Source organism: Actinoplanes sp. NPDC051494 (assembly GCF_044454705.1).
Taxonomy (GTDB): Bacteria; Actinomycetota; Actinomycetes; order Mycobacteriales; family Micromonosporaceae; genus Actinoplanes.
In genome coordinates, this window is record NZ_JBITDZ010000014.1 from 169,450 (window position 1) to 189,108 (window position 19,659).

Annotated in this window: 15 protein-coding genes and 1 riboswitch; of the genes, 10 read left to right on the forward strand and 5 right to left on the reverse strand. The window is 70.8% G+C overall.

Annotated features, from left to right (window positions below; translation table 11 throughout):
• Positions 1–1,106: 1,106 nt before the first annotated feature.
• Together ACIA6A_RS36335 and ACIA6A_RS36340 are read right to left on the reverse strand one after the other, a co-directional pair.
• Complete coding sequence (locus ACIA6A_RS36335) at positions 1,107–2,081, reverse strand: ricin-type beta-trefoil lectin domain protein (RefSeq protein ID WP_396102583.1); 975 nt, start codon at positions 2,079–2,081, stop codon at positions 1,107–1,109.
• 95 nt (positions 2,082–2,176) lie between these two features.
• Positions 2,177–3,766: a serine/threonine protein kinase gene (locus tag ACIA6A_RS36340; protein WP_396102584.1), complete on the reverse strand. Its 1,590-nt coding sequence runs from the start codon at positions 3,764–3,766 to the stop codon at positions 2,177–2,179.
• Between the two features lie 44 nt (positions 3,767–3,810).
• Here ACIA6A_RS36340 and ACIA6A_RS36345 point away from each other — a divergent pair, with 44 nt between their 5' ends.
• The 5 genes from ACIA6A_RS36345 (at position 3,811) to ACIA6A_RS36365 (ending at position 8,156) form a co-directional block, all read left to right on the forward strand.
• Positions 3,811–4,989 (forward strand): M20/M25/M40 family metallo-hydrolase, encoded by a 1,179-nt coding sequence (locus ACIA6A_RS36345; protein WP_396102585.1) that lies wholly within the window; start codon positions 3,811–3,813, stop codon positions 4,987–4,989.
• Positions 4,986–5,732: a GNAT family N-acetyltransferase gene (locus ACIA6A_RS36350; protein WP_396102586.1), complete on the forward strand. Its 747-nt coding sequence runs from the start codon at positions 4,986–4,988 to the stop codon at positions 5,730–5,732. The genes ACIA6A_RS36345 and ACIA6A_RS36350 overlap by 4 nt, the downstream gene beginning before the upstream one ends.
• Entirely contained in the window at positions 5,729–6,835 is a 1,107-nt protein-coding gene (menC, locus tag ACIA6A_RS36355; RefSeq protein ID WP_396102587.1) for an o-succinylbenzoate synthase, read from the forward strand. Before ACIA6A_RS36350 ends, menC begins: the two co-directional genes overlap by 4 nt.
• Positions 6,836–6,874: 39 nt before the next feature.
• Positions 6,875–7,174, forward strand: a complete 300-nt coding sequence (locus ACIA6A_RS36360) for a DUF2064 domain-containing protein (RefSeq protein ID WP_396102589.1) — start codon at positions 6,875–6,877, stop codon at positions 7,172–7,174.
• 129 nt (positions 7,175–7,303) lie between these two features.
• Positions 7,304–7,486, forward strand: a riboswitch (cyclic di-AMP (ydaO/yuaA leader).
• 1 nt (position 7,487) lies between these two features.
• A complete protein-coding gene (locus tag ACIA6A_RS36365; protein WP_396102590.1) occupies positions 7,488–8,156 on the forward strand; it encodes a transglycosylase family protein in 669 nt (222 codons plus the stop codon).
• 45 nt (positions 8,157–8,201) lie between these two features.
• Here ACIA6A_RS36365 and ACIA6A_RS36370 read toward each other — a convergent pair whose 3' ends face one another.
• On the reverse strand, positions 8,202–9,233 hold the full coding sequence (locus ACIA6A_RS36370) for a LacI family DNA-binding transcriptional regulator (RefSeq protein ID WP_396102592.1): 1,032 nt from the start codon (positions 9,231–9,233) through the stop codon (positions 8,202–8,204).
• A gap of 278 nt (positions 9,234–9,511) precedes the next feature.
• Between ACIA6A_RS36370 and ACIA6A_RS36375 the strand changes: the two genes are divergently transcribed.
• Genes ACIA6A_RS36375 through ACIA6A_RS36390 form a run of 4 tightly spaced genes read left to right on the forward strand, consistent with a single transcriptional unit; the run spans position 9,512 to position 14,603 of the window.
• Positions 9,512–10,330 carry a carbohydrate ABC transporter permease gene (locus ACIA6A_RS36375; RefSeq protein WP_396102593.1) on the forward strand — a complete coding sequence of 273 codons (819 nt, stop codon included), beginning with the start codon at positions 9,512–9,514 and terminating at the stop codon, positions 10,328–10,330.
• A gap of 3 nt (positions 10,331–10,333) precedes the next feature.
• Entirely contained in the window at positions 10,334–11,254 is a 921-nt protein-coding gene (locus ACIA6A_RS36380) for a carbohydrate ABC transporter permease (RefSeq protein WP_396102594.1), read from the forward strand.
• Positions 11,255–11,268: 14 nt separating this feature from the next.
• The gene (locus tag ACIA6A_RS36385; protein WP_396102595.1) at positions 11,269–12,612 is read left to right on the forward strand and encodes an ABC transporter substrate-binding protein; all 1,344 of its coding nucleotides are present in this window, start codon (positions 11,269–11,271) and stop codon (positions 12,610–12,612) included.
• Positions 12,609–14,603, forward strand: coding sequence for a beta-galactosidase (locus ACIA6A_RS36390; protein WP_396102596.1), 1,995 nt, complete (start codon positions 12,609–12,611; stop codon positions 14,601–14,603). The genes ACIA6A_RS36385 and ACIA6A_RS36390 overlap by 4 nt, the downstream gene beginning before the upstream one ends.
• A 52-nt stretch (positions 14,604–14,655) precedes the next feature.
• Here ACIA6A_RS36390 and ACIA6A_RS36395 read toward each other — a convergent pair whose 3' ends face one another.
• Positions 14,656–16,080: a serine/threonine-protein kinase gene (locus ACIA6A_RS36395; protein WP_396102597.1), complete on the reverse strand. Its 1,425-nt coding sequence runs from the start codon at positions 16,078–16,080 to the stop codon at positions 14,656–14,658.
• A gap of 1 nt (position 16,081) precedes the next feature.
• Complete coding sequence (locus tag ACIA6A_RS36400; protein WP_396102598.1) at positions 16,082–18,280, reverse strand: serine/threonine protein kinase; 2,199 nt, start codon at positions 18,278–18,280, stop codon at positions 16,082–16,084.
• Positions 18,281–18,465: 185 nt separating this feature from the next.
• On the opposite strand from ACIA6A_RS36400, the gene ACIA6A_RS36405 reads away from it, so the two are divergent.
• Complete coding sequence (locus tag ACIA6A_RS36405; protein WP_396102599.1) at positions 18,466–19,629, forward strand: cellulose binding domain-containing protein; 1,164 nt, start codon at positions 18,466–18,468, stop codon at positions 19,627–19,629.
• The last annotated feature ends 30 nt before the right edge of the window (positions 19,630–19,659 follow it).

Sequence of the window (19,659 nt, forward strand, 5' to 3'; positions counted from 1 at the left end):
TCGATCTGCGGTTGTGACCGGACCTACGGTCGTGACCGGACCTACGGTCGTGACCGGACCCGTGGTCGTGACCGGACCTACGGTCGCAACTCGATCTGCGGTCGTAACCGGACCCGCGGTCGCAACCGGGTCTGGGGCCGCGGAGACGACCGGGGCCGCCGGCACCGACTTCAGAGCTTTCTCCAGCGCCTCCCGCAGTACCTCGAGCGCACTCTCCACCCAGGCATCGCCGTACTTGTCACGGAGCCTACGCACACACACGACATGATGACGATATTTGCCCCACGCGCGACTGACAGCGTGGTCATGACGGAACTGTTCGCGTTCCACGGAGTAGTTGCGGGACCTGGTTCGGTCACGCATTACCGCGGTCTGCTCCCGGGTGAACAACTGCATCTGGCCCACGTATCAAATTATCCCTCGCGCCGGCCGTGAACGCCCCTCCGGATAAGCGCTGGAAGTGCGGCCATTTTCACACTCCGCCAAATCCCACTGTGGTTGCCGGAAGTGCGGAAGCTCACTGACGTAACCCCGACAGCGGGATCCTCGGTGCTCCGGACCGGCGGCGGAGTAGGCTGTTGGCAGAGGCTAAATCGCGCTGCGTGACACCTGAACAGTGAACTTCAGCAAGATCAATTACTGGTCGTCAGCGACTCTCACTGAATGGTTCATGCAGTGAATCTGCGTCCAGGATCATAGCTTGCATATAATTGATCTCATCGTCATTCTTGTCTACGTTGTGAGGCATGTTTGTCCGCGCCACTAAGGGGTCTTCAGGCCGTTTTAAATGGCTGCCTGCCGGTTGGTGGAGACCATCGACTGGGCGGAGCGCGCCGGGTCCGAATTGCCGGTGCCGGACAGTTGGCCCGCCGGTTGTGACACCTCGCGGAATGGCCAGGTCGGGCCTGGGAGCGGGGCGGCGACGAGGTGGGGGAGGTGTCTCGCGGGGTGCCGGACCGGAGGGCCACCCGGTGAGGTTGTGGCTCACCGGGCGCCGGTGGTCCGGGGGCTGCAGGGGTACGACCGAGTGGGCCCGGGGCCTCGGTCCAGCGTCAGGAGAGGGCCCAGCCTCAGGAGAGGGCCCAGCCTCAGGGGAGAGCCCAGCCTCAGGGGAGGGTCCAGGTCTGGGCGGCGGAGCCGTCGCAGGGGGTTACCCGGGCGGTGGCTCCGGAGGTGCCCGGGTCGGTGAGGCAGAGGCCGGTGGCCGGGTTGACCAGGGAGTTGCCGGGGCCGGTGCGCCATTGGGCGCTCTCGCGGTCGTCGCAGGTCACCGAGCGGACCTCGCCGGCGGTGGTGGCCTCGGTGCAGTGGCCGGCCACGGTGAGGGTGCCGGCGGTCGTGAGGGTGAAGCTCTGGTAATTGATTTTGCTGCAGCCGGAGACCTGGATCGGGGTGCCGTCGATGCCCAGCAGGCCGCCGAAGGCCAGGCAGCGGCCCGCGGACGAGGTCACCGGGCCGGTGCGGTCGGTGGCCGGGGGCGGGTTCAGGGTCGCCGTGGGTGTGGGTGCCGTGGTGGCGGGGGTTGTGGTGGTGGTAGCCGGGTCGAGCGGCGCCTGGTTCTGGGGCGGGGGCGCGGATGCCGGGGCTCCGGCCGGGTCCGGGGAGGACCCGGGGCGGGCGGACGCGGCTGCGGACGAAGCCTTGGCACCCTGGCTCGGGGCGGTCGTGGCGGCCGGGGAACCTGAGCGGGTCGCGGCGGCGCCGGGGCTGGTGGTCTCCCCGGGGGTGGCGAAGCTGGGGTTGATCGGGGCGGACAGGTCGTCCTCGGGCTCGGAGCCGGTGGTGAGGAAGATACCGCCGGCCGCGGCCAGGGCCAGGACCGCTACGCCGGCCAGGACCAGGATGCGCTGGCGGAGGAAAGCGGCGCCCTTACTGGTGGCCGGGGCCGCGGTGACCCTGGGCATTTCCGTGGTCGCGGCGGCCGCGGGCTCCTCGGGGAGCATCGCGGTGTGGGGCCAGGTCTCATCCGGACGGTCGTCGTGACCGGCGATCTCGGGGGTGGCCGGTTCGGTGGTGATGTACGGACGGACCAGCACCGGGTCACGTGGTTCCGCAGTGGTGTCATCCCAAGAGTCCGCCATGGAGTCCCTGCCCTGATTTGTGACGAGTGCCGACCGGTACGTCAAGATACGTGAGGTCGATCGGTGTGGATCACCGGGCGGGTGGATTTCTGCGACTACAGGGAGCGGATCTCCGCCTTGGCGAACGTCACCTTGCCGTCGCCCTCGCCGGGTGCGCGCTCGACACCGAGGGTGACCTGGCCCGCGACCAGGGTCGGGTCGGTGATCGGGGCCTGGAAGACCGGGGTCCCGTCGATCGAGACGGTGGCGTCCTGGCCGCGCAGGTCGAGCTGGACCCGGTGGGTGGCGCCCGGGGCGAACGTCTCGGACGCGACCGACGTGAGGGTGGTCGCGCGGCCGTCGTTCTCGAGGTCGATGCGCAGGACGCCGGCGCAGACCGCGAGGAGGTAACCGCTGGGGTCGTTGTAGCGGAAGCGGATCACCGCGCAGCTGTCCTTGTCGAGCAGCGTCACGTCCGCGGCGATGGCCTGGTCCCCGGCGAACGAGTCCTGCGGGCCCTCGCACGCGTAGGAGTTGTACTCGTCGGTGGTCATGTGCAGGGCACCGCCGGTGAAGACGCAGGAGCCGCCCGGGTCGTCGGTGACCGTGCGCCACTGACCCGGGCGGTCGAGCGGGTCGATGACCGAGAGGCCGCGCACCGTGCGGGGGGCGGGTGCGGCCACCGTGATGCCGGCGTCGTCGGACGGGCCGGTGTCGCGGGCGAGGCTGACGCCGTACGCGGCACCTCCGGCGGCCAGGAGCAGTCCCGCGACGGCGGCCGCGACGAGGGCGACCCGGCCGGTGCGGCGCGGGGCCGGTGGGCGGATGCGGCGGGCGGCCTCGGCGGCCTCGAGCAGTTCGGGGCGCTGCGCGAGGGTCTGCTCACCGCCCTGGTCCGCGTTGAGGAGCAGGTCGAGCAGCTCGTACGCGGTGGGGCGCTCGCGGGGGTCCTTGGCCAGGCTGCGGGCCACGACGCCGCGCAGCGGGTCCGGCAGGCCGTCGAGGTCGGGTGGCTGGGTGAGGATCTTCGCGGCGGTCACCGCGGGGGTGTCGCCGGCGAACGGGGTACGCCCGGTGCCCGCGTACATGACGACGGCGCCCCAGGCGAACACGTCGGCGGCCGGGCCGGTGGCGCTGCTGTCGGCGTCGAAACGTTCCGGGGCCATGTAGGCGACCGTGCCGACCATCTGGTCCGTACGCGTGTGTTTGCTGGTGATCTCGACCGCGCGGGCGATGCCGAAGTCGATGACCTTCGGGGTGCCCAGGGAGAACAGCACGTTGCGGGGCTTGAGGTCGCGGTGGATGACCCCGGCACCGTGGATGGCGGCGATCGCGGTGGCCACGCCGACCGCGACGCTGTGCAGGCTGCCGGCGGTGAGCGGGCCGTTCTCCTCGACCACCTCGGCGAGGTTGGGGCCGTCGACGTACTCGACGACGAGGTAGGGGGTCTCGTGCTCGGGGTCGGCGTCGAGGACCTCGGCGGTGCAGAACGGTGGCACCTGCCGGGCGCGGGTGACCTCGCTGCGGAACCGGCCACGGAACTCGTCGTCGGAGGCGTACTCCGGGCGGATGACCTTGATCGCGGCCAGTCGTCCGGTGGCGTCCCGGCCGAGGAAGACGGCGCCCATGCCGCCCTCGCCGAGACGCGACAACATCTGGTAACCGCCCAGCTCGTGGGGGTCACCGGGGCGTAGGGGCCGGGTCACGGGTTAGCACACTATCGCCCCCTGGCCCCGTAGGATGACCGGGTATGAGCCTGCGGGACCGGATGACCGCCCGGCTGCCATCGATGGTGGCGGACATCGAGCGGCTGGTGCGCTGTGAGTCGCCCTCGAGCGACCCGGTCGCGCTGGCCGCTAGCACCGAGGCCGTCGCGGCGCTGGGCACCCGGCTGCTGGGTGCCGAACCCGAGCGGTTGACCGTCGACAACCGGGTCCACCTGCGGTGGCGGCTCGGCGCCGGGCCGTCCCGGGTGCTCCTGCTGGGCCATCACGACACGGTCTGGCCGGTGGGCACGCTCACCTCTCTCCCGTACGGGGTGCGGGGTGGGATCCTGCGCGGCCCGGGCTGTGTCGACATGAAGGCGGGGCTGGTGCTGGCCTTCCACGCCCTGGCCGAACTGTCCGATATGGTGCGTTCCACCGATGATCTGTCGGATATCGGACGGGCCGTCGGGGACACGATCGATCTCGGCGGCGTGACGTTGTTGATCACGTGTGACGAGGAGATCGGATCGCCCACGTCGCGGGACCTGATCGAGAAGGAAGCGGCCGGATGCGCCGCCGCGCTGGTGCTGGAGGCGGCCGCCGCCGGGGGAGCGCTGAAGACCGGGCGCAAGGGCGTCTCGCGCTACCGGGTGCTGGTCCACGGCCGCGCCGCGCACGCCGGGCTGGAGCCCGAGCTCGGGATCAACGCCACCGTCGAGCTGGCGCACCAGATCCTCGCCCTGGCCGCGCTCGCCGGCCCGGCCCGCGGCACCACCGTCACCCCGACCCTGCTCGGCGCCGGGACCTCGCAGAACACGGTCCCGGCGCTCGGTGAGGTCGCGGTCGACGTACGGGTCCGGGACGCCACCGAGCAACGCCGGGTCGACGCCGCGGTGCACGCGCTGCGCCCGGTCCTACCGGGGGCCCGGCTGGAGATCCAGGGTGGCCCCAACCGGCCCCCGATGGGCCCGGACGCGACGGCGGCGCTGTTCGAGCGCGCCACCGGGGTCGCCGCCCGGCTGGGGTTGCCCGCGCCCACCGCCGCCGCGGTCGGTGGCGGGTCCGACGGCAACTTCACCGCGGGCATCGGGGTGCCGACCCTCGACGGTCTCGGGGCGGTCGGCGGTGGCGCCCACGCCGACGACGAGCACGTGATCGTCGGTGAACTCCCCGCGCGTGCGGTCTTGATCGCGGGCCTGATCAGCGATCTGCTGTCTCGATGAGCATCGAGGTGCGTACCCTCTCCGCGCTCCCCGACCTGGAGGCGCTGGACCGGATGCTGGGCGGCATCTGGAACGACGAGCCGGCGCCGATGCTCGGCTCCGAACTGCTGCGGGCGCTGGCCAAGGCCGGCGGTTACGTCGCCGGGGCCTACGACGGCGGTGTGCTGGTCGGCGGCTGCGTCGGGTTCTTCGGCCCGCCGGACGAGGCCGAGCTGCACAGCCACGTCGCCGGCGTGGTGCCCGGCTCGGCCGGCCGGGGTGCCGGCTACGCCCTGAAGCAGCACCAGCGCAGATGGGCGCGCGAGCGCGGGGCCATCGCGATCACGTGGACGTTCGACCCGCTGGTGGCCCGGAACGCGTATTTCAACCTGGCGAAGCTCGGGGCGGAGCCGGTCGAGTACCTCCCCGACTTCTACGGGTCCATGCACGACCGGCTCAACGACGCGGGCCCGTCGGACCGCCTGCTGGTCCGCTGGGACGTCAGCGGGGCCACCCCGCTGCGGGGCACCGCGGCGGACGGGGTGGCGGCTCTGGACCGCGCCGGGGAGCGCGGGCCGATGAAGGGGGACAAGGTGCTGGTCGCCGTGCCGGAGGACGTCGAGCGGCTGCGGGGCACCGATCCCGCCGCGGCCCGGCGGTGGCGGACCGACGTGCGGGAGGTCCTCACCGGACTGATGGCCGACGGTTACCGCTTCGCGGGATTCGACCGACTCGGCGGCTACGTGATGCGGGGTGGCGCGTGAAACTCACCGGGGTCGAGCTGCGGCGGGTCGCCATGCCGCTGGTCAGTCCTTTCCGGACGTCGTTCGGCACCGAGACGGCCCGCGACGTGCTGCTGGTGCGGGTGGTGACCGACGGGGCCGAGGGCTGGGGCGAGTGTGTCGCGATGAGCGACCCGCGCTACTCCTCGGAGTACGTCGACGCCGCCGCGGACGTGCTGCGCCGCTTCCTGGTGCCGACGCTGGCCGCGGCGCCCCGGCTGGACGGCAACGCGGTGGGCCGGGCGCTGTCCGGCTTCAAGGGGCACTGGATGGCGAAGGCCGCGCTGGAGACGGCGGTCCTCGACGCCGAGCTGCGCTCGGCCGGCCGCTCGTTCGGGCGCGAGCTGGGCGCCGTACGCGAGTGGGTGCCCTGCGGTGTCTCGGTCGGCATCATGGACTCGGTGCCGGAACTGCTCGACGCCGTCGACGGCTACCTCGCCGAGGGATACCTGCGGATCAAGCTGAAGATCGAGCCCGGCTGGGACGTCGAGCCGGTCCGCGCGGTCCGTGAGCGGTTCGGTGACGACGTCCTGCTCCAGGTCGATGCGAACACCGCGTACACCCTGGGTGACGCCCGGCACCTGGCCCGGCTGGACCCGTTCGGGCTGCTGCTGATCGAGCAGCCGCTCGACGAGGACGACGTGGCCGGGCACGCCGAGCTGGCCCGGATGATCGGCACCCCGATCTGCCTCGACGAGTCGATCACATCGGCGCGGACCGCGGCCGCCGCGATCAGCATGGGCGCCTGCGCGATCGTGAACGTGAAGCCCGGCCGGGTGGGTGGTTATCTGGAGGCGCGCCGGATCCATGACGTGTGCGCCGCTCACGGCGTACCCGTGTGGTGCGGTGGCATGCTGGAGACCGGCCTGGGGCGGGCGGCGAACGTGGCTCTCGCCGCGCTGCCGGGGTTCACCCTGCCGGGTGACACGTCCGCGTCGCGGCGGTATTTCGAGACCGACATCACCGAGCCGTTCGAGCTCGAGAACGGTCATCTGCGGGTCCCGGACGGCCCTGGCCTGGGCGTCGCACCGCTCCCGGAGGTGCTCGCGGAAGTGACCACGGTCACGGAGTGGATTTCCTGCTGAGCGTGGCAACTTTCTGACGGGTTCCGGCCACTTATCGGCATGACCCGGTTCTTCCGTTGCGCCGCCCCCAGCGTGTACCGCCGTAGCGACTTCCTGATGATCACTGTGGAGACACCCGAGATGACCCCGCAGCTCATGCGGGACGCTCATGATCTCCTGCGGAACTTCGACGTGGTGATCGGAGCGACGACCGACGGCGGATGGTACGCGTTCGGTCTGCGCGAGCCCACTCACGCGGCCGACCTCGACACCACCTCCGACTCGACCGCCCTGACACTGGCTGCGTTGCGGCTCGGCCTGCGTGTCGCGCTGTTGCCGACGCTCCCTGCGGTGCGGTGATCTGTCCGCCTTTCTCCACATTCACGGGGGACCCCTGGGGTGTAGACAAGCTCACCTTTCGGGGTCAGAAGTTTGCTGTCCGCCCTTGGGGCGTGGATATCGTCGGCCAGTCCGCTGACGCGGGCCCCGCGGTCGGTAACGCCGAGTCCTGCCACCGACCGGACCGGGACCTCAACCTCAAGGCAGGAAGCGGGGGACCCACAGGTTTTCCGGCGCGCCGCACGGCGCGCCTCGGGGTGAAGCCGCACACCGCGGCCGGGCTCCTCGGCCCGAACCCGACAGCTGACCTCGCAGGCGTGGAGGGTCAAACTTCATGGCAAAGCACCACGTTCGCAAGAAATCCCTGCGCAGCCGTAGTCTCGGCCTGATCGTCGCGGGAGCCGCCGGTGGCGGCCTCCTGCTCGGTTCGGCCGGCGCGGCGCAGGCGAAGTCCGGCGTGAACTGGGACGCCATCGCACAGTGCGAGTCCGGTGGGAACTGGAGCATCAACACCGGTAACGGCTACTACGGTGGCCTGCAATTCAGCAAGAGCACCTGGAAGGCGTACGGCGGCACGAAGTACGCGAGTACCGCGAACAAGGCCAGCAAGTCGCAGCAGATCCGGATCGCCGAGAAGGTCCGCTCCGGTCAGGGCATCGGTGCCTGGCCGGTCTGCGGCAGGAAGGCCGGCTCGTCGAAGTCGTACTCCGGCACCAACACGTCGGGCTCCTCGGTGAGCAAGAGCACGGCGAAGAAGAAGACCGAGAGCACGAGCACCCGCAAGAAGAGCACGACCAGCAGCCGTACGAAGGCGCACAAGAGCACCCGCTCCACGTCGGTCAAGGCGACCGGCCGTACCTATGTGGTCAGGTCCGGTGACACCCTGGCGAAGATCGCGAACGCCAAGCACGTCCCGGGCGGCTGGCGTGGGCTCTACCAGCTCAACAGCGGCGCGGTGAGCGACCCGAACCTGATCTTCGTGGGTCAGCGTCTCGCGGTCTGAGTGAACCGGGTCCGGTCGCCTGCCCCCGTAGGCGACCGGACCCCCTCAACGAGGCGGTGCGGGCGGCGGCGCGGTGCTGTCCCGCACGACGAGGCGGGTGGGGACGAGGTCGGTCCCCGGGTGGCCGGGCTGATCGAGCTGGCCGGGCTGATCGAGCCGGCCGGGCTGGTCGCGGATCTGGCGCAGCAGGCCGTCCACGCAGCGCCGGCCGACCTCCGCGAAGTCCTGGTGGACCGTCGTCAGCGGGGGGAAGAACGCGTGCGAGTCGGCCAGGTCGTCGAAACCGACGACGCTGACCTCGCCGGGGATGGCGCGGCCGCGTTCGTGCAGGGCGCGCAGCACGCCCAGCGCCATCTGGTCGTTGGCGGCGAAGATCGCGGTGCAGGACGGGTCGGCGGCCAGGACCAGCCCGGCCCGGTATCCCGACTCCGCGGTCCAGTCGCCCAGCTGCGGCGGCGGCACGGCCCGTCCGGCCGCGAGCAGGGTCTCCGCCCAGGCCTGGGTGCGCCGACCGGCCGCGAACGACTCGGCCGGCCCGCTGACGTGCCAGACCGTCTCGTGGCCGAGCTCCAGCAGGTGCCGGGTGGCCTGGCGGGCGCCGTCGGCCTGGTCGGTGTCGACGACCGGGTAACGCTCACCGGCGTCGGAGTCGACGACCACGACCTGCATGCCCGGCGGCAGGGTCAGGTTGGCGGCGTCGAGCAGGTGCACCTCCATGATCACCACGACGCCGTCGACCGCGAGCTCGCCGAGCCGGGTGAACGCCCCCAGCAGCCCGTCCTGGGTCGGCACCGCCACCGGGATGAGCGTGATCGCGTACCCCTGCTGGGCGGCGTGGGCCGCGATGGCCTCGACCGTGCGGCTGTTGCCGGTGGTGGCCAGCGTGAACAGGATGACGCCGAGCGTGCGGAACTCGCCGCGCTTGAGCGCCCGGGCCGCGCTGTTGGGCCGGTAGCCGAGCTGCTGCATCGCGGCGAGCACCTGCTGCCGGGTCGACTCGACGACGCTGGGGTGTCCGTTGGCGACCCGGGACACCGTCTGTGACGAGACCCCGGCGAGGCGGGCGACGTCGGCCATGGAGACGCCCCGTCCCGGCCTGCGTCGCGACCCTGTGGTCATGACCTGCGGCTCCTCTTGACGACCGGCGATCTTGGTGTAACGATCACCACGATGTTTACGTTAACATCACGGTATTCACCTTCACGTAACAATCGCTCCCCGGTCTGGGAGAGTGACGTGCGGCGGAGCATGATGTTTACGTAAACATACTTTGTCGGAAGAAGGGACGTCACGTGGCCGACATCGTGGTACCAAGACGCCGGTCCTGGAGGGGCTGGCAGTTCGTCGGTCCGTTCATGGCCGTCTTCGCTCTGGTCTTCCTCGCGCCGATCGCCTACTCGATCTACCTGAGCCTGTTCAAGAACCGGCTCATCGGCGGCAACTCCTTCGTCGGGCTGGAGAACTACCAGCAGGCGCTCACCGACGCGAACTTCTGGTCCGCCGTCGGCCGGGTGTCGATCTTCCTGGTGGTCCAGGTCCCGATCATGCTGTTCATCGCCCTGCTGGTCGCCCTCGCGATCGACAGCGGGCGGCTGTACGGCAAGAGCTTCTTCCGGATCTCGATCTTCCTGCCGTACGCGGTGCCCGCCGTGGTCGCCACGCTCATGTGGGGCTTCATCTACGGCACCCAGTTCGGCCTGGTCGGCAACATCAACGACGCGTTCGGCATCACGCTGCCGGACCCGCTGTCGCCGAGCCTGATCCTCACCTCGATCGGCAACATCGTGACCTGGGAGTTCGTGGGTTACAACATGCTGATCTTCTACTCCGCGCTGCGCACGATCCCGACCACGCTGTACGAGTCGGCGGAGATCGACGGCGCCGGGGAGCTGCGGATCATCCGCTCCATCAAGCTGCCGGCGATCCGGGGCGCACTGGTCATCGCGACGATCTTCTCGATCATCGGCAGTTTCCAGCTGTTCAACGAGCCGAGCATCCTGCAGAACGTCGCGCCGAACGCGATCACCACATACTTCACCCCGAACCTGTACGCGTACTCGCTCTCGTTCTCGGGCCAGCAGTACAACTACTCCGCCACCGTGGCCATCGTCATGGGCCTGATCACCATGGTCATCGCCTATGTCGTGCAGCTGCGCGGCACCAAGGAGAGCTGAGCGATGACGACGACGGTCACCGCGCCCGAGCGCACCGGCAGGGCCACGCCCCCGGCCCTGAAGCGCCGCAAGAACCCCCGCGACCGCAAGAGCGTCGTGCTCACGCTGGTCACCGGCCTGGTGCTGATCTACAGCCTCATCCCGCTGGTCTGGCTCGTCATCAACTCGACCAAGACCCAGGACGGGCTCGCCGACTCGTTCGGCCTGTGGTTCGACAACGGGAACTTCGCGCTCTGGGACAACATCCGCGAGACGCTCACGTACAACGACGGCATCTTCGTCCGCTGGCTGGGCAACACGCTGTTCTACGTGATCGTCGGCGCCGGCGGCGCGACGTTCCTGGCCGTGCTGGCCGGTTACGGCCTGGCCAAGTTCGACTTCCCGGGCAAGAAGGGCGTCTTCGCGATCGTCATCGGCGCGGTCGCCGTCCCCGGCACCGCCCTGGCCGTCCCGACGTTCCTCATGTTCAGCAAGATGGGCCTCACGAACACGCCGTGGGCGGTCATCATCCCGTCGCTGATCACCCCGTTCGGGCTGTACCTGATGTGGACGTTCACCGAGCAGGCCATCCCGACCGAGATCCTCGAGGCGGCCCGGGTGGACGGCGCGAGCGAGTTCCGCATCTTCTTCAAGCTCGCCGTGCCGCTGCTCGCCCCGGGCATCGTCACGGTGCTGCTCTTCAGCATGGTCGCGACCTGGAACAACTACTTCCTGCCGCTGATCATGCTGAAGAATCCTGATTGGTACCCGCTCACCGTCGGCCTGAACGCCTGGAACGCGCAGGCGCAGACCGCGGGTGGTGACGTCGTGTTCAACCTCGTCATCACCGGTTCGATGCTCACGATCCTCCCGCTGCTGGCCGCATTCCTGCTGCTGCAGCGTTACTGGCAGTCCGGCCTCGCCGCCGGCAGCGTCAAGGAATAGAAGGGAACATCCAGATGCGTACGTTCTCCAGGCGGCGGCTGCTCGGCGTAGCCGCGCTCGCCACCGCCACCGCGCTCACCCTCGCCGCGTGCGGCGGCGGTGACGACTCGGACTCCGGTTCGGGTGCCACGATCTCCGACGCCGACGTCACGGCGGCGCTCGAGGCGGGCGGCAACCTGACCGTCTGGGCCTGGGAGCCGACCCTCAAGGACGTCGTCACCCAGTTCCAGACCAAGTACCCCAAGGTCAAGATCAACCTCGTCAACGCGGGCACGGGCAACGACCAGTACACCGCGCTGCAGAACGCGTTCGCGGCCGGCTCCGGCATCCCGGACGTCGCGCAGATCGAGTACTACGCGCTGCCGCAGTTCGCGCTGGCCAAGTCGGTCACCGACCTGAACACGTTCTCGGCGTCCTCGCTGGAGAGCAAGTTCACCCCCGGCCCGTGGTCGTCGGTCAAGAGCGGCAGCGGCATCTTCGGCCTGCCGATGGACTCCGGCCCCATGGCGATGTTCTACAACAAAGAGGTCTTCGACAAGCACTCGATCGCGGTGCCCACCACGTGGACCGAGTACCTCGAGGCCGCCCGTAAGCTGCACGCCGCGGACCCGAAGGCGTACATCGCCAACGACACCGGCGACGCGGGCTTCGTGACCAGCCTCATCTGGCAGGCCGGTGGCAAGCCGTACCAGGTCGACGGCACCAACGTGACGATCAACTTCGCCGACGCCGGCGCGACCGAGTTCACCAAGGTCTGGCAGCAGCTGATCAGCGAGAAGCTGCTCGCACCGGTCAGCTCCTGGAGCGACCAGTGGTACCAGGGCCTGGGCAACGGCTCCATCGCCACGCTGTCGACCGGCGCCTGGATGCCGGCCAACTTCACCTCCGGTGCCCCCGCGGGCTCCGGCAAGTGGCGCGCCGCGGCCCTGCCGCAGTGGACCGCCGGTGCCAACGCCTCCGCCGAGAACGGCGGCAGCTCGCTCACCATCCCGGAGAAGGCCGCCAACAAGGCCCTCGCCTACGGCTTCCTGAAGTACGCGAACGACGGTGACGGCGTGAAGATCCGCGTCGACGGCGGAGCGTTCCCGGCCACCAGCGCCGAGATCTCCTCGCCCGAGTTCCTGAGCAAGGAGTTCGACTACTTCGGTGGCCAGAAGGCCAACGAGATCTTCGCCGCGTCCGCCAAGTCCGTCGTGACCGGCTGGTCCTACCTGCCCTTCCAGGTCTACTCCAACAGCATCTTCAACGACACCGTGGGCAAGTCCTACGTGTCGTCGACGCCGCTCGCGGACAGCCTCAAGGCGTGGCAGGACCAGTCCGCGAACTACGGCAAGGAGCAGGGGTTCACGGTCAAGTGACGACGAACCACACCTGGCTCCGCCCGACCCGGCCGGGGCAGCAGCCCCGGCTGGAGTACGGCGCCGACTACAACCCCGAGCAGTGGCCGCGGGAGACCTGGGACGAGGACATCCGCGCCATGCGGACGGCCGGCGTCACCGTCGTCTCGCTCGCCATCTTCTCGTGGGCCCGGCTGGAGCCGGTCGAGGGTACGTACGACTTCGGCTGGCTCGACGAGATCATGGACCTGCTGCACGCCGGGGGCATCTCGGTGGACCTCGCCACCGCGACGGCGTCCCCGCCGCCGTGGCTGACCACCAAGCACCCGGAGATCCTGCCGGTCGACCGGGAGGGCCGCACGATCTGGCCCGGTGGACGCCAGCAGTGGCGTCCCACCTCGCCGATCTTCCGCGAGCACGCCCTGCGCCTGGTACGGGTCATGGCCGAGCGCTACGGCAACCACCCGGCGCTGACCGCCTGGCACGTCTCCAACGAGCTGGGCTGCCACAACGTCTACGACTTCTCGGACGACGCCGCGGCGGCGTTCCGGGTGTGGCTGCAGCAGCGGTACTCCGATCTCGGCGCGCTCAACGCGGCGTGGGGCACCTCGTTCTGGTCGCAGCACTACAGCGACTGGGCGCAGATCCTCCCGCCGCGGCTGGCGGCGACCCACCCCAACCCGACCCAGCAGCTCGACTTCAAGCGCTTCTCCTCCGAGGCGCTGCGGGTGTACCTGCGGGCCGAGCGGGACCTGCTGCACGAGCTGACCCCGGGCGTGCCGGTCACCACCAACTTCATGATCATGGGCGAGACGAAGGCCATGGACTACGCCGCCTGGGCGGCCGACGTCGACTTCGTCTCCAACGACCACTACCGGCTGCCCGGTGCGCAGGACCTCGACGAGCTCTCGTTCTCGGCGAACCTGACCAGCGGCGTGGCCGGCGGCAAGCCGTGGTTCCTCATGGAGCACTCGACCAGCGCGGTCAACTGGCAGCCGATCAACGTCGCCAAGAAGCCGGGCGAACTGGCCCGGGACGCGCTCACCCACGTGGCGCACGGTGCCGACGCGGTCTGCTACTTCCAGTGGCGCCAGTCCAGGGCCGGTGCCGAGAAGTACCACTCCGGCATGATGCCGCACGCCGGCGCGGACAGCGTGCTGTTCCGCGACGTCACGGCACTGGGGACGACCCTGCGCGAGCTGGCGCCGATCTCCGGGACCGGGCGCACCCCGTCGCGGGCGGCGATCGTGTTCGACTGGGATTCCTGGTGGGCCAGCGAGCAGGACTCGCACCCGAGCGACCGGTTGCGCTACAAGCAGGAGGCGCTCGACTGGTACACGGCGTTCCTGGACCTCGGGGTCCGGGCCGACGTCCTGCCGTCGCACGCCGACCTCAGCGGGTACGACCTGGTCGTGGCACCGATCCTGCACGTGGTGCCGCAACCGCTGAAGCAGCGCCTCGAGGCGTACGTGGACGGTGGGGGACACCTCGTCACCACGTACTTCTCGGGCATCGTCGACGAGAACGACCACGTGTACCTGGGTGGGTACCCGGGGGCGCTGCGCGACCTGCTCGGCATCCGGATCGAGGAATTCGAGCCGCTGCTCGACGGGGACACCGCGCCGCTGGACAACGGCACGACCGGCACCCTGTGGACCGACCGGATCGACGTCACCGGCGACGGGGTGCAGGTGCTCGCCCGCTACAAGGACGGCGGGGCCGCCATCACCCGCCGCACGGTGGGGACGGGCTCTGCCGCGTACGTGTCGACCCGCCTCGCCGCGGACGGCCTGGCACCGGTGCTCGGGGATCTTCTCGAGCGGGCCGGCGTCACCAGTGAGCTGCCGGCCGAGCTGCGGGGCCGCGTCGAGCTCGCGGTCCGCGGCGAGTACTGGTTCCTGGTCAACCGCACCGCCGAGCCGGTCGAGCTGACCGGTCTCGACGGGGAGTTCCTGCACGGTTCGGCCGACCGGCTCGAGCCGCGCAGCGTGACGGTCCTGCGAAAGGCCTGATCGCATCGGTACGACGGTCCCGTCCACCCCATGAGGGAGGGCGGGACCGTCGTCATTCGTCCAGGGGACCCAGGTCCTCGAAGCTCACCGGGAGCTCGGGCTCCGGCGACGAGGTGAAGCCGATCACGACCCGCTCCTCGTCCGCCGCCCAGCGCACGGTCCCGTACTCCGGATTGACCAGCAGATACGTACCCTCGCCGGTGTCCTGCAGGGTGAAGACCGTGGCCTTGGACGCGGCGCAGGTGGTCGGCACCAGCATGCCCGCCGAGTCCGGGTCGACGCGGACACCGAGGCAGGTCCGCGGCAGCGCGGCCCCGCGGTTCAGCGACCGGACCAGGTAGTCGACGCCCTGCGGCACCAGCGCGAACTCGGCGTTCGACCCCTCGTCGGCGGAGGCCTCCACCATGGGCGAGGCATAGTCCAGGGCCAGGTTCCGGTCGATCCCGGCGAGGTGGATCCGGGTCTTGCGGGTGCCGTCCAGGACACCGGCGGCCCGTTCCTCGTCACTCACCGCCGCGGTGCCGTTCCCGGCGGTCGTGGCCCGGTGGTGCAGGCCGAGCAGCGTGGCCGCCGCGACGAGCAGCACGCCGGCCGCCGACAGACCGATCACCACGCCCCGCCGTCGTTTCCGGATGGACGGGCGGGCAGTGGTGCCGGTCGTTCCGCTGGTGGTGAGCAGCTCGAACAGCTGCCGGGCGGTCGGTCGTTCGACGGGATCCTTGGCCAGGGCCCGGTTCACGAGCTCCCGCAACGGTTCCGGCACGCCGTCCAGATCCGGCGGCTGGGTGAGGATGCGCATCGCGGTGCCCGGCGCCGAATCCGCCGCGAACGGGGTGCGGCCGGTCGCCGCGAAGGCCACCACCACACCCCAGGCGAAGACGTCCGCCGCCGGCCCGAGCCGGCCGCCCCCGTCGGGATCGAAGCGTTCCGGCGCCATGTAGGCGACGGTGCCGACCATATGATCGGTACGGGTGTGCTTGCTCGTCGCCTCGAACGGGCGCGCGATCCCGAAATCGATGACCTTGATGCCACCCATGGCGACCAGCACGTTCGCCGGCTTCAGGTCACGATGGATGACCCCGGCGCCGTGGATCGCGGTGAGCGCGGTCGCGATGCCCACCGCGACGCCGTGCAGCGCGCCGCCGGACATCGGCCCCGTGTCGCCGACGACCGCGGCCAGGCTGGGCCCGTCGACGTACTCGACAACCAGGTACGGCGGGTCATGATCGGGGTCGGCGTCGAGCACCTCGGCGGTGGAGAACGGCGGCACCTGCTGGGCCCGGGTCACCTCGCTGCGGAACCGCCCCCGGAACTCCTCGTCGTGCGCGAACTCCGGGCGCACCATCTTGATCGCGACCCGGCGTCCCCGGTCGTCCCGGCCGAGGAAGACGGTGCCCATGCCGCCCTGCCCGAGCCGGCCCACCAGGTCGTACCGTCCGAGGCGGGTATCGTCGCCCGGAAGCAGCGGCTTGACCATGTCACGGCTCCAGGGCGCCGCGGTCGACAAAACTGACGCTCAGATTCGGCGTCCAGTCGTCGGCGAACTCGACGATCACGGAGCGGGCGGAGGCGTCCCACAGCACGGTGCCGTACTCCTCGTTGTCGAGATAATGGGTGGGCCGGCCCTTGTCGTCCTTCGCGCCGGTGTCGACCAGGGAGAAAATGGTGGCCCTGGTCTGCTCGCAGGCGGTCGGGACCAGGGTGTCGGAGGCGTTCGTGCGACGCTTCACGCCGAGACAGACCTCCGGCCCGGCGGTGCCCGCCCGCAGGGACCGGATCAGAAAATCGACCCCGGCGGGTACGAGTACGAACTCCGACTTCGTCCCGGTGCCGTCCGACGCCACCACCGTGTCGGCGTCGAGCGGCAACGCCAGGTCCCGGTCGATCTCGGCGATGTGGATGAGCGTCTTACGGCTGCCCCGCTTGACGGCCGCCAGCTTGTCCTGCGCCGACAGCGACGGCGCGGCGCTCGGCGAGCTGCCGCCGGGACCCGCCGCCCCGGCTGTCCCGGTGCCGGTCCCCGCTGAGTCGTCCCCCACTGACCTGTAGTGCAGACCGACGAGCGTGGCCGCACCGACAGCCACCACCCCGAGCACCGAGAGCGCCACCCGGACCCGTACCCGCTTCCGCCGAGACCCCGCCCCGAGCGGCGGCGCTGAGCCCCCCTGCGGTCCCGATCCCGGCCACAGCGGTCCCTCGCCCGCCCTCGCCCCCGCGCCGGACCATGACCCCGCGCCCGGCTGGGCCCCCGCGCCGGCCCGTGACCCCTCGCCTGACCATGAGCCCGCGCCCGGCTGCGCCCCCGCGCTCGACCGTAACCCCGCATCCGGCCGCGCTCCCGCGCCGGCCCGTGACCCCGCGCCGGGCTGTGGTCCTGCTCCTGACTGCGACCCGTCGCTGGGCCACCTCGGTCCCTCGCCCGCCCGCGCCCCCGTGCCGGACCGTGACCCCGCGCCGGGCTGTGGTCCTGCGCCGGGCTGCGACCCGTCGCCCGACCACCGCGATCCCTCGCCCGCCCGCGACTCCCCGACCGACAAATCCGATTTGTCGGATGAGGGGGAGGTAGTGGCCGAATAGAGCGTGGCGGGGTAGGTCCGTGCCACGGGGTAGGCCGGTGCGGCGGGAGAGCCTGGTCGCGCGGTGGGTAAGGCCGGCCGGCCCGCGGGTGTGTCGGGCCGGGCGGCGGCACCGGGTTGGGCGGTGGGGCCGGGTTGGGCGGTGGGGCCGGGTTGGGCGGTGGGGCCGGGCTGGGCGGTGGGGCCGGGCTGGGCGGTGGGTGAGTCGGGCTGGGTGGTGGGTGAGGCCGGCCGGGCCTGGGCCGGGACCGCGGGTGCCTGGGCCAGGTTGCCGGGGGTGGGGGCGACATCGGCGATGAGGAGGTCGAACAGCTGGCGGGCGGTGGGGCGGTCGGCCGGGTCCTTGGCCAGGGTGCGGTCGACCAGGCCGCGCAGGGGTTCCGGGATGCCGGTCAGGTCCGGGGGCCGGGTGAGGATGCGCACCGCTGTGGCCGCCGCGTTGTCGGTGGCGAACGGGGTGCGGCCGGTCGCCGCGTACGCTACCGCCACTCCCCAGGCGAAGATGTCCGCCGCCGGGCCGATGCGGCCGCTGCCGTCGGGGTCGAAGCGTTCCGGGGCCATGTAGGCGACGGTGCCGACCATCTGGTCCGTGCGGGTGTGCTTGCTCGTCGCCTCGAAAGCCTGGGCGATGCCGAAGTCGATGACCTTGATGCCGCCCATGGCGATCAGGACGTTGTCCGGTTTGAGGTCGCGGTGGACGACCCCGGCGCCGTGGATCGCGGTGAGTGCGGTCGCGATGCCCACCGCGACGCCGTGCAGGGCGCCGCCGGTCAGCGGGCCCGTGTCGGCGACGACCGCGGCGAGGCTGGGGCCTTCCACATATTCGACGACCAGGTAGGGCGGGTCGTGGTCGGGGTCGGCGTCGAGCACCTCGGCGGTGGAGAACGGCGGCACCTGCTGCGCGCGGGTGACCTCGCTGCGGAACCGGCCCCGGAATTCCTCGTGGTCGGAGAATTCCGGGCGCACCATCTTGATGGCGACCCGGCGGCCCCGGTCGTCGCGGCCGAGGTAGACGGTGCCCATGCCGCCCTGTCCGAGCCGGCCCAGCAGGTCGTAACGGCCGAGCCGGGTCGCGTCACCCGGGCGCAGCGGCATGGTCATGGTCGTCGGTCCTCCCCCGTACCGGGGCCACCCTAGTGGAGGGGTTCAAAAAAGTTTCCGACGGCGGGCAACCTTTCCGGGGCGGGGGAGCACTGAGGGTTTGTTCGCCCGCGGAGAGGCCGTTCCCGGACCTCACCGGCCTCTCCGCGTGCGGATCGTCACATCCCCGGTCGAGAAGGCTCCGCATGCTGCGCAAGCGTTTCGTCATCCCCGTCGCGGTGGGTGCCGCCGCCACGGCCGCGCTGGCCGCGGGCATCATGCGCGCCGACGCGGCCGAGTCACCCCCGGTGGGTGGTTCCTGTGCGGTCACGTACGCCGTGAGCAGCCAGTGGGGCAGCGGTTTCACCGGCAGCGTCGAGATCCGCAACACCGGGGCGACCGCGGTGGACGGCTGGGAGCTCGGCTTCACGTTCCCCGCTGGGCAGGGCCTGGACGGTGGCTGGAACGGCACGTGGACCCAGAGCGGCTCGGCTGTGCGGGTCAAGGACGCGGGCTGGAACCGTACGATCGCCTCGGGGTCCGCCGTGTCCCTGGGTTTCAACGGCACGGGCGCGGCCGGCTCGCCCGGCTCCTTCACGCTGAACGGCGCCGTGTGCGACGGGGCGGTGTCGGCGGTGCCGCCCTCGCCCGGCCCCTCGCCGTCGGTGTCGCCGTCCCGGGGTGCCGGGACGTGTGAGGCCAACGCCGCGATCCCGGCCGGGAAGTACTGGCTGAACAACAACCTGTGGGGCAAGGACACCGGTAGCGGCGAGCAGTGCAGCAGCGACGCCGGGCTCGACGGGGACACGCTTGCCTGGCGCACAGAGTGGGAGTGGACGGGCCAGCCGAGTTCCGTCAAGTCGTACGCCAGCGCCGTGCTGGGGTGGCACTGGGGCTGGAAGGCCGGGGACACCGGATTGCCGGTGCGGCTGTCCGATCACGAGCCGGTCCGGGCGAACTGGGATTTCACGGTCACCGAGGACAAGCCGGGCGCCATGAACGTCGCGTACGACCTGTGGGTGCACGATATCGCGAACCCCGACTGGCAGAACCAGCCCACCGACGAGGTGATGGTGTGGCTGTACCGCTCCGGTGGCGCGGGCCCGGTCGGCACCAGGCAGGCGACCGTCACGGTCGGCGGGACGAGCTGGGACCTGTACCGCGGGGACATCGGCTGGAACGTGTACTCGTTCGTGCGTACCGGGAACACCTCGTCCGCGGACCTCGACCTGACCGACTTCACCGACGAACTGACCGCCCGGGCATGGTTGCCCGCCACCAGGTATCTTTCCAGCGTCCAGGCCGGTACCGAGGTGTTCACCGGGGCCGGCGCATTGGAGACCGATGCTTACTCCGTGCGAATCGGCTGACCTGCCCCGGCTGTCCCAAGCCACCGCTTT

What these genes read in the sequence shown, in the direction of transcription:
- ACIA6A_RS36335 (WP_396102583.1), bottom strand. Translation starts at nt 2,081, where the DNA reads ATGGCGGACTCTTGGGATGACACCACTGCGGAACCACGTGACCCGGTG.
- ACIA6A_RS36345 (WP_396102585.1), top strand. Translation starts at nt 3,811, where the DNA reads ATGAGCCTGCGGGACCGGATGACCGCCCGGCTGCCATCGATGGTGGCG.
- ACIA6A_RS36350 (WP_396102586.1), top strand. Translation starts at nt 4,986, where the DNA reads ATGAGCATCGAGGTGCGTACCCTCTCCGCGCTCCCCGACCTGGAGGCG.
- ACIA6A_RS36360 (WP_396102589.1), top strand. Translation starts at nt 6,875, where the DNA reads ATGACCCGGTTCTTCCGTTGCGCCGCCCCCAGCGTGTACCGCCGTAGC.
- ACIA6A_RS36365 (WP_396102590.1), top strand. Translation starts at nt 7,488, where the DNA reads ATGGCAAAGCACCACGTTCGCAAGAAATCCCTGCGCAGCCGTAGTCTC.
- ACIA6A_RS36370 (WP_396102592.1), bottom strand. Translation starts at nt 9,233, where the DNA reads ATGGCCGACGTCGCCCGCCTCGCCGGGGTCTCGTCACAGACGGTGTCC.
- ACIA6A_RS36375 (WP_396102593.1), top strand. Translation starts at nt 9,512, where the DNA reads ATGGCCGTCTTCGCTCTGGTCTTCCTCGCGCCGATCGCCTACTCGATC.
- ACIA6A_RS36380 (WP_396102594.1), top strand. Translation starts at nt 10,334, where the DNA reads ATGACGACGACGGTCACCGCGCCCGAGCGCACCGGCAGGGCCACGCCC.
- ACIA6A_RS36385 (WP_396102595.1), top strand. Translation starts at nt 11,269, where the DNA reads ATGCGTACGTTCTCCAGGCGGCGGCTGCTCGGCGTAGCCGCGCTCGCC.
- ACIA6A_RS36395 (WP_396102597.1), bottom strand. Translation starts at nt 16,080, where the DNA reads ATGGTCAAGCCGCTGCTTCCGGGCGACGATACCCGCCTCGGACGGTAC.
- ACIA6A_RS36400 (WP_396102598.1), bottom strand. Translation starts at nt 18,280, where the DNA reads ATGACCATGCCGCTGCGCCCGGGTGACGCGACCCGGCTCGGCCGTTAC.
- ACIA6A_RS36405 (WP_396102599.1), top strand. Translation starts at nt 18,466, where the DNA reads ATGCTGCGCAAGCGTTTCGTCATCCCCGTCGCGGTGGGTGCCGCCGCC.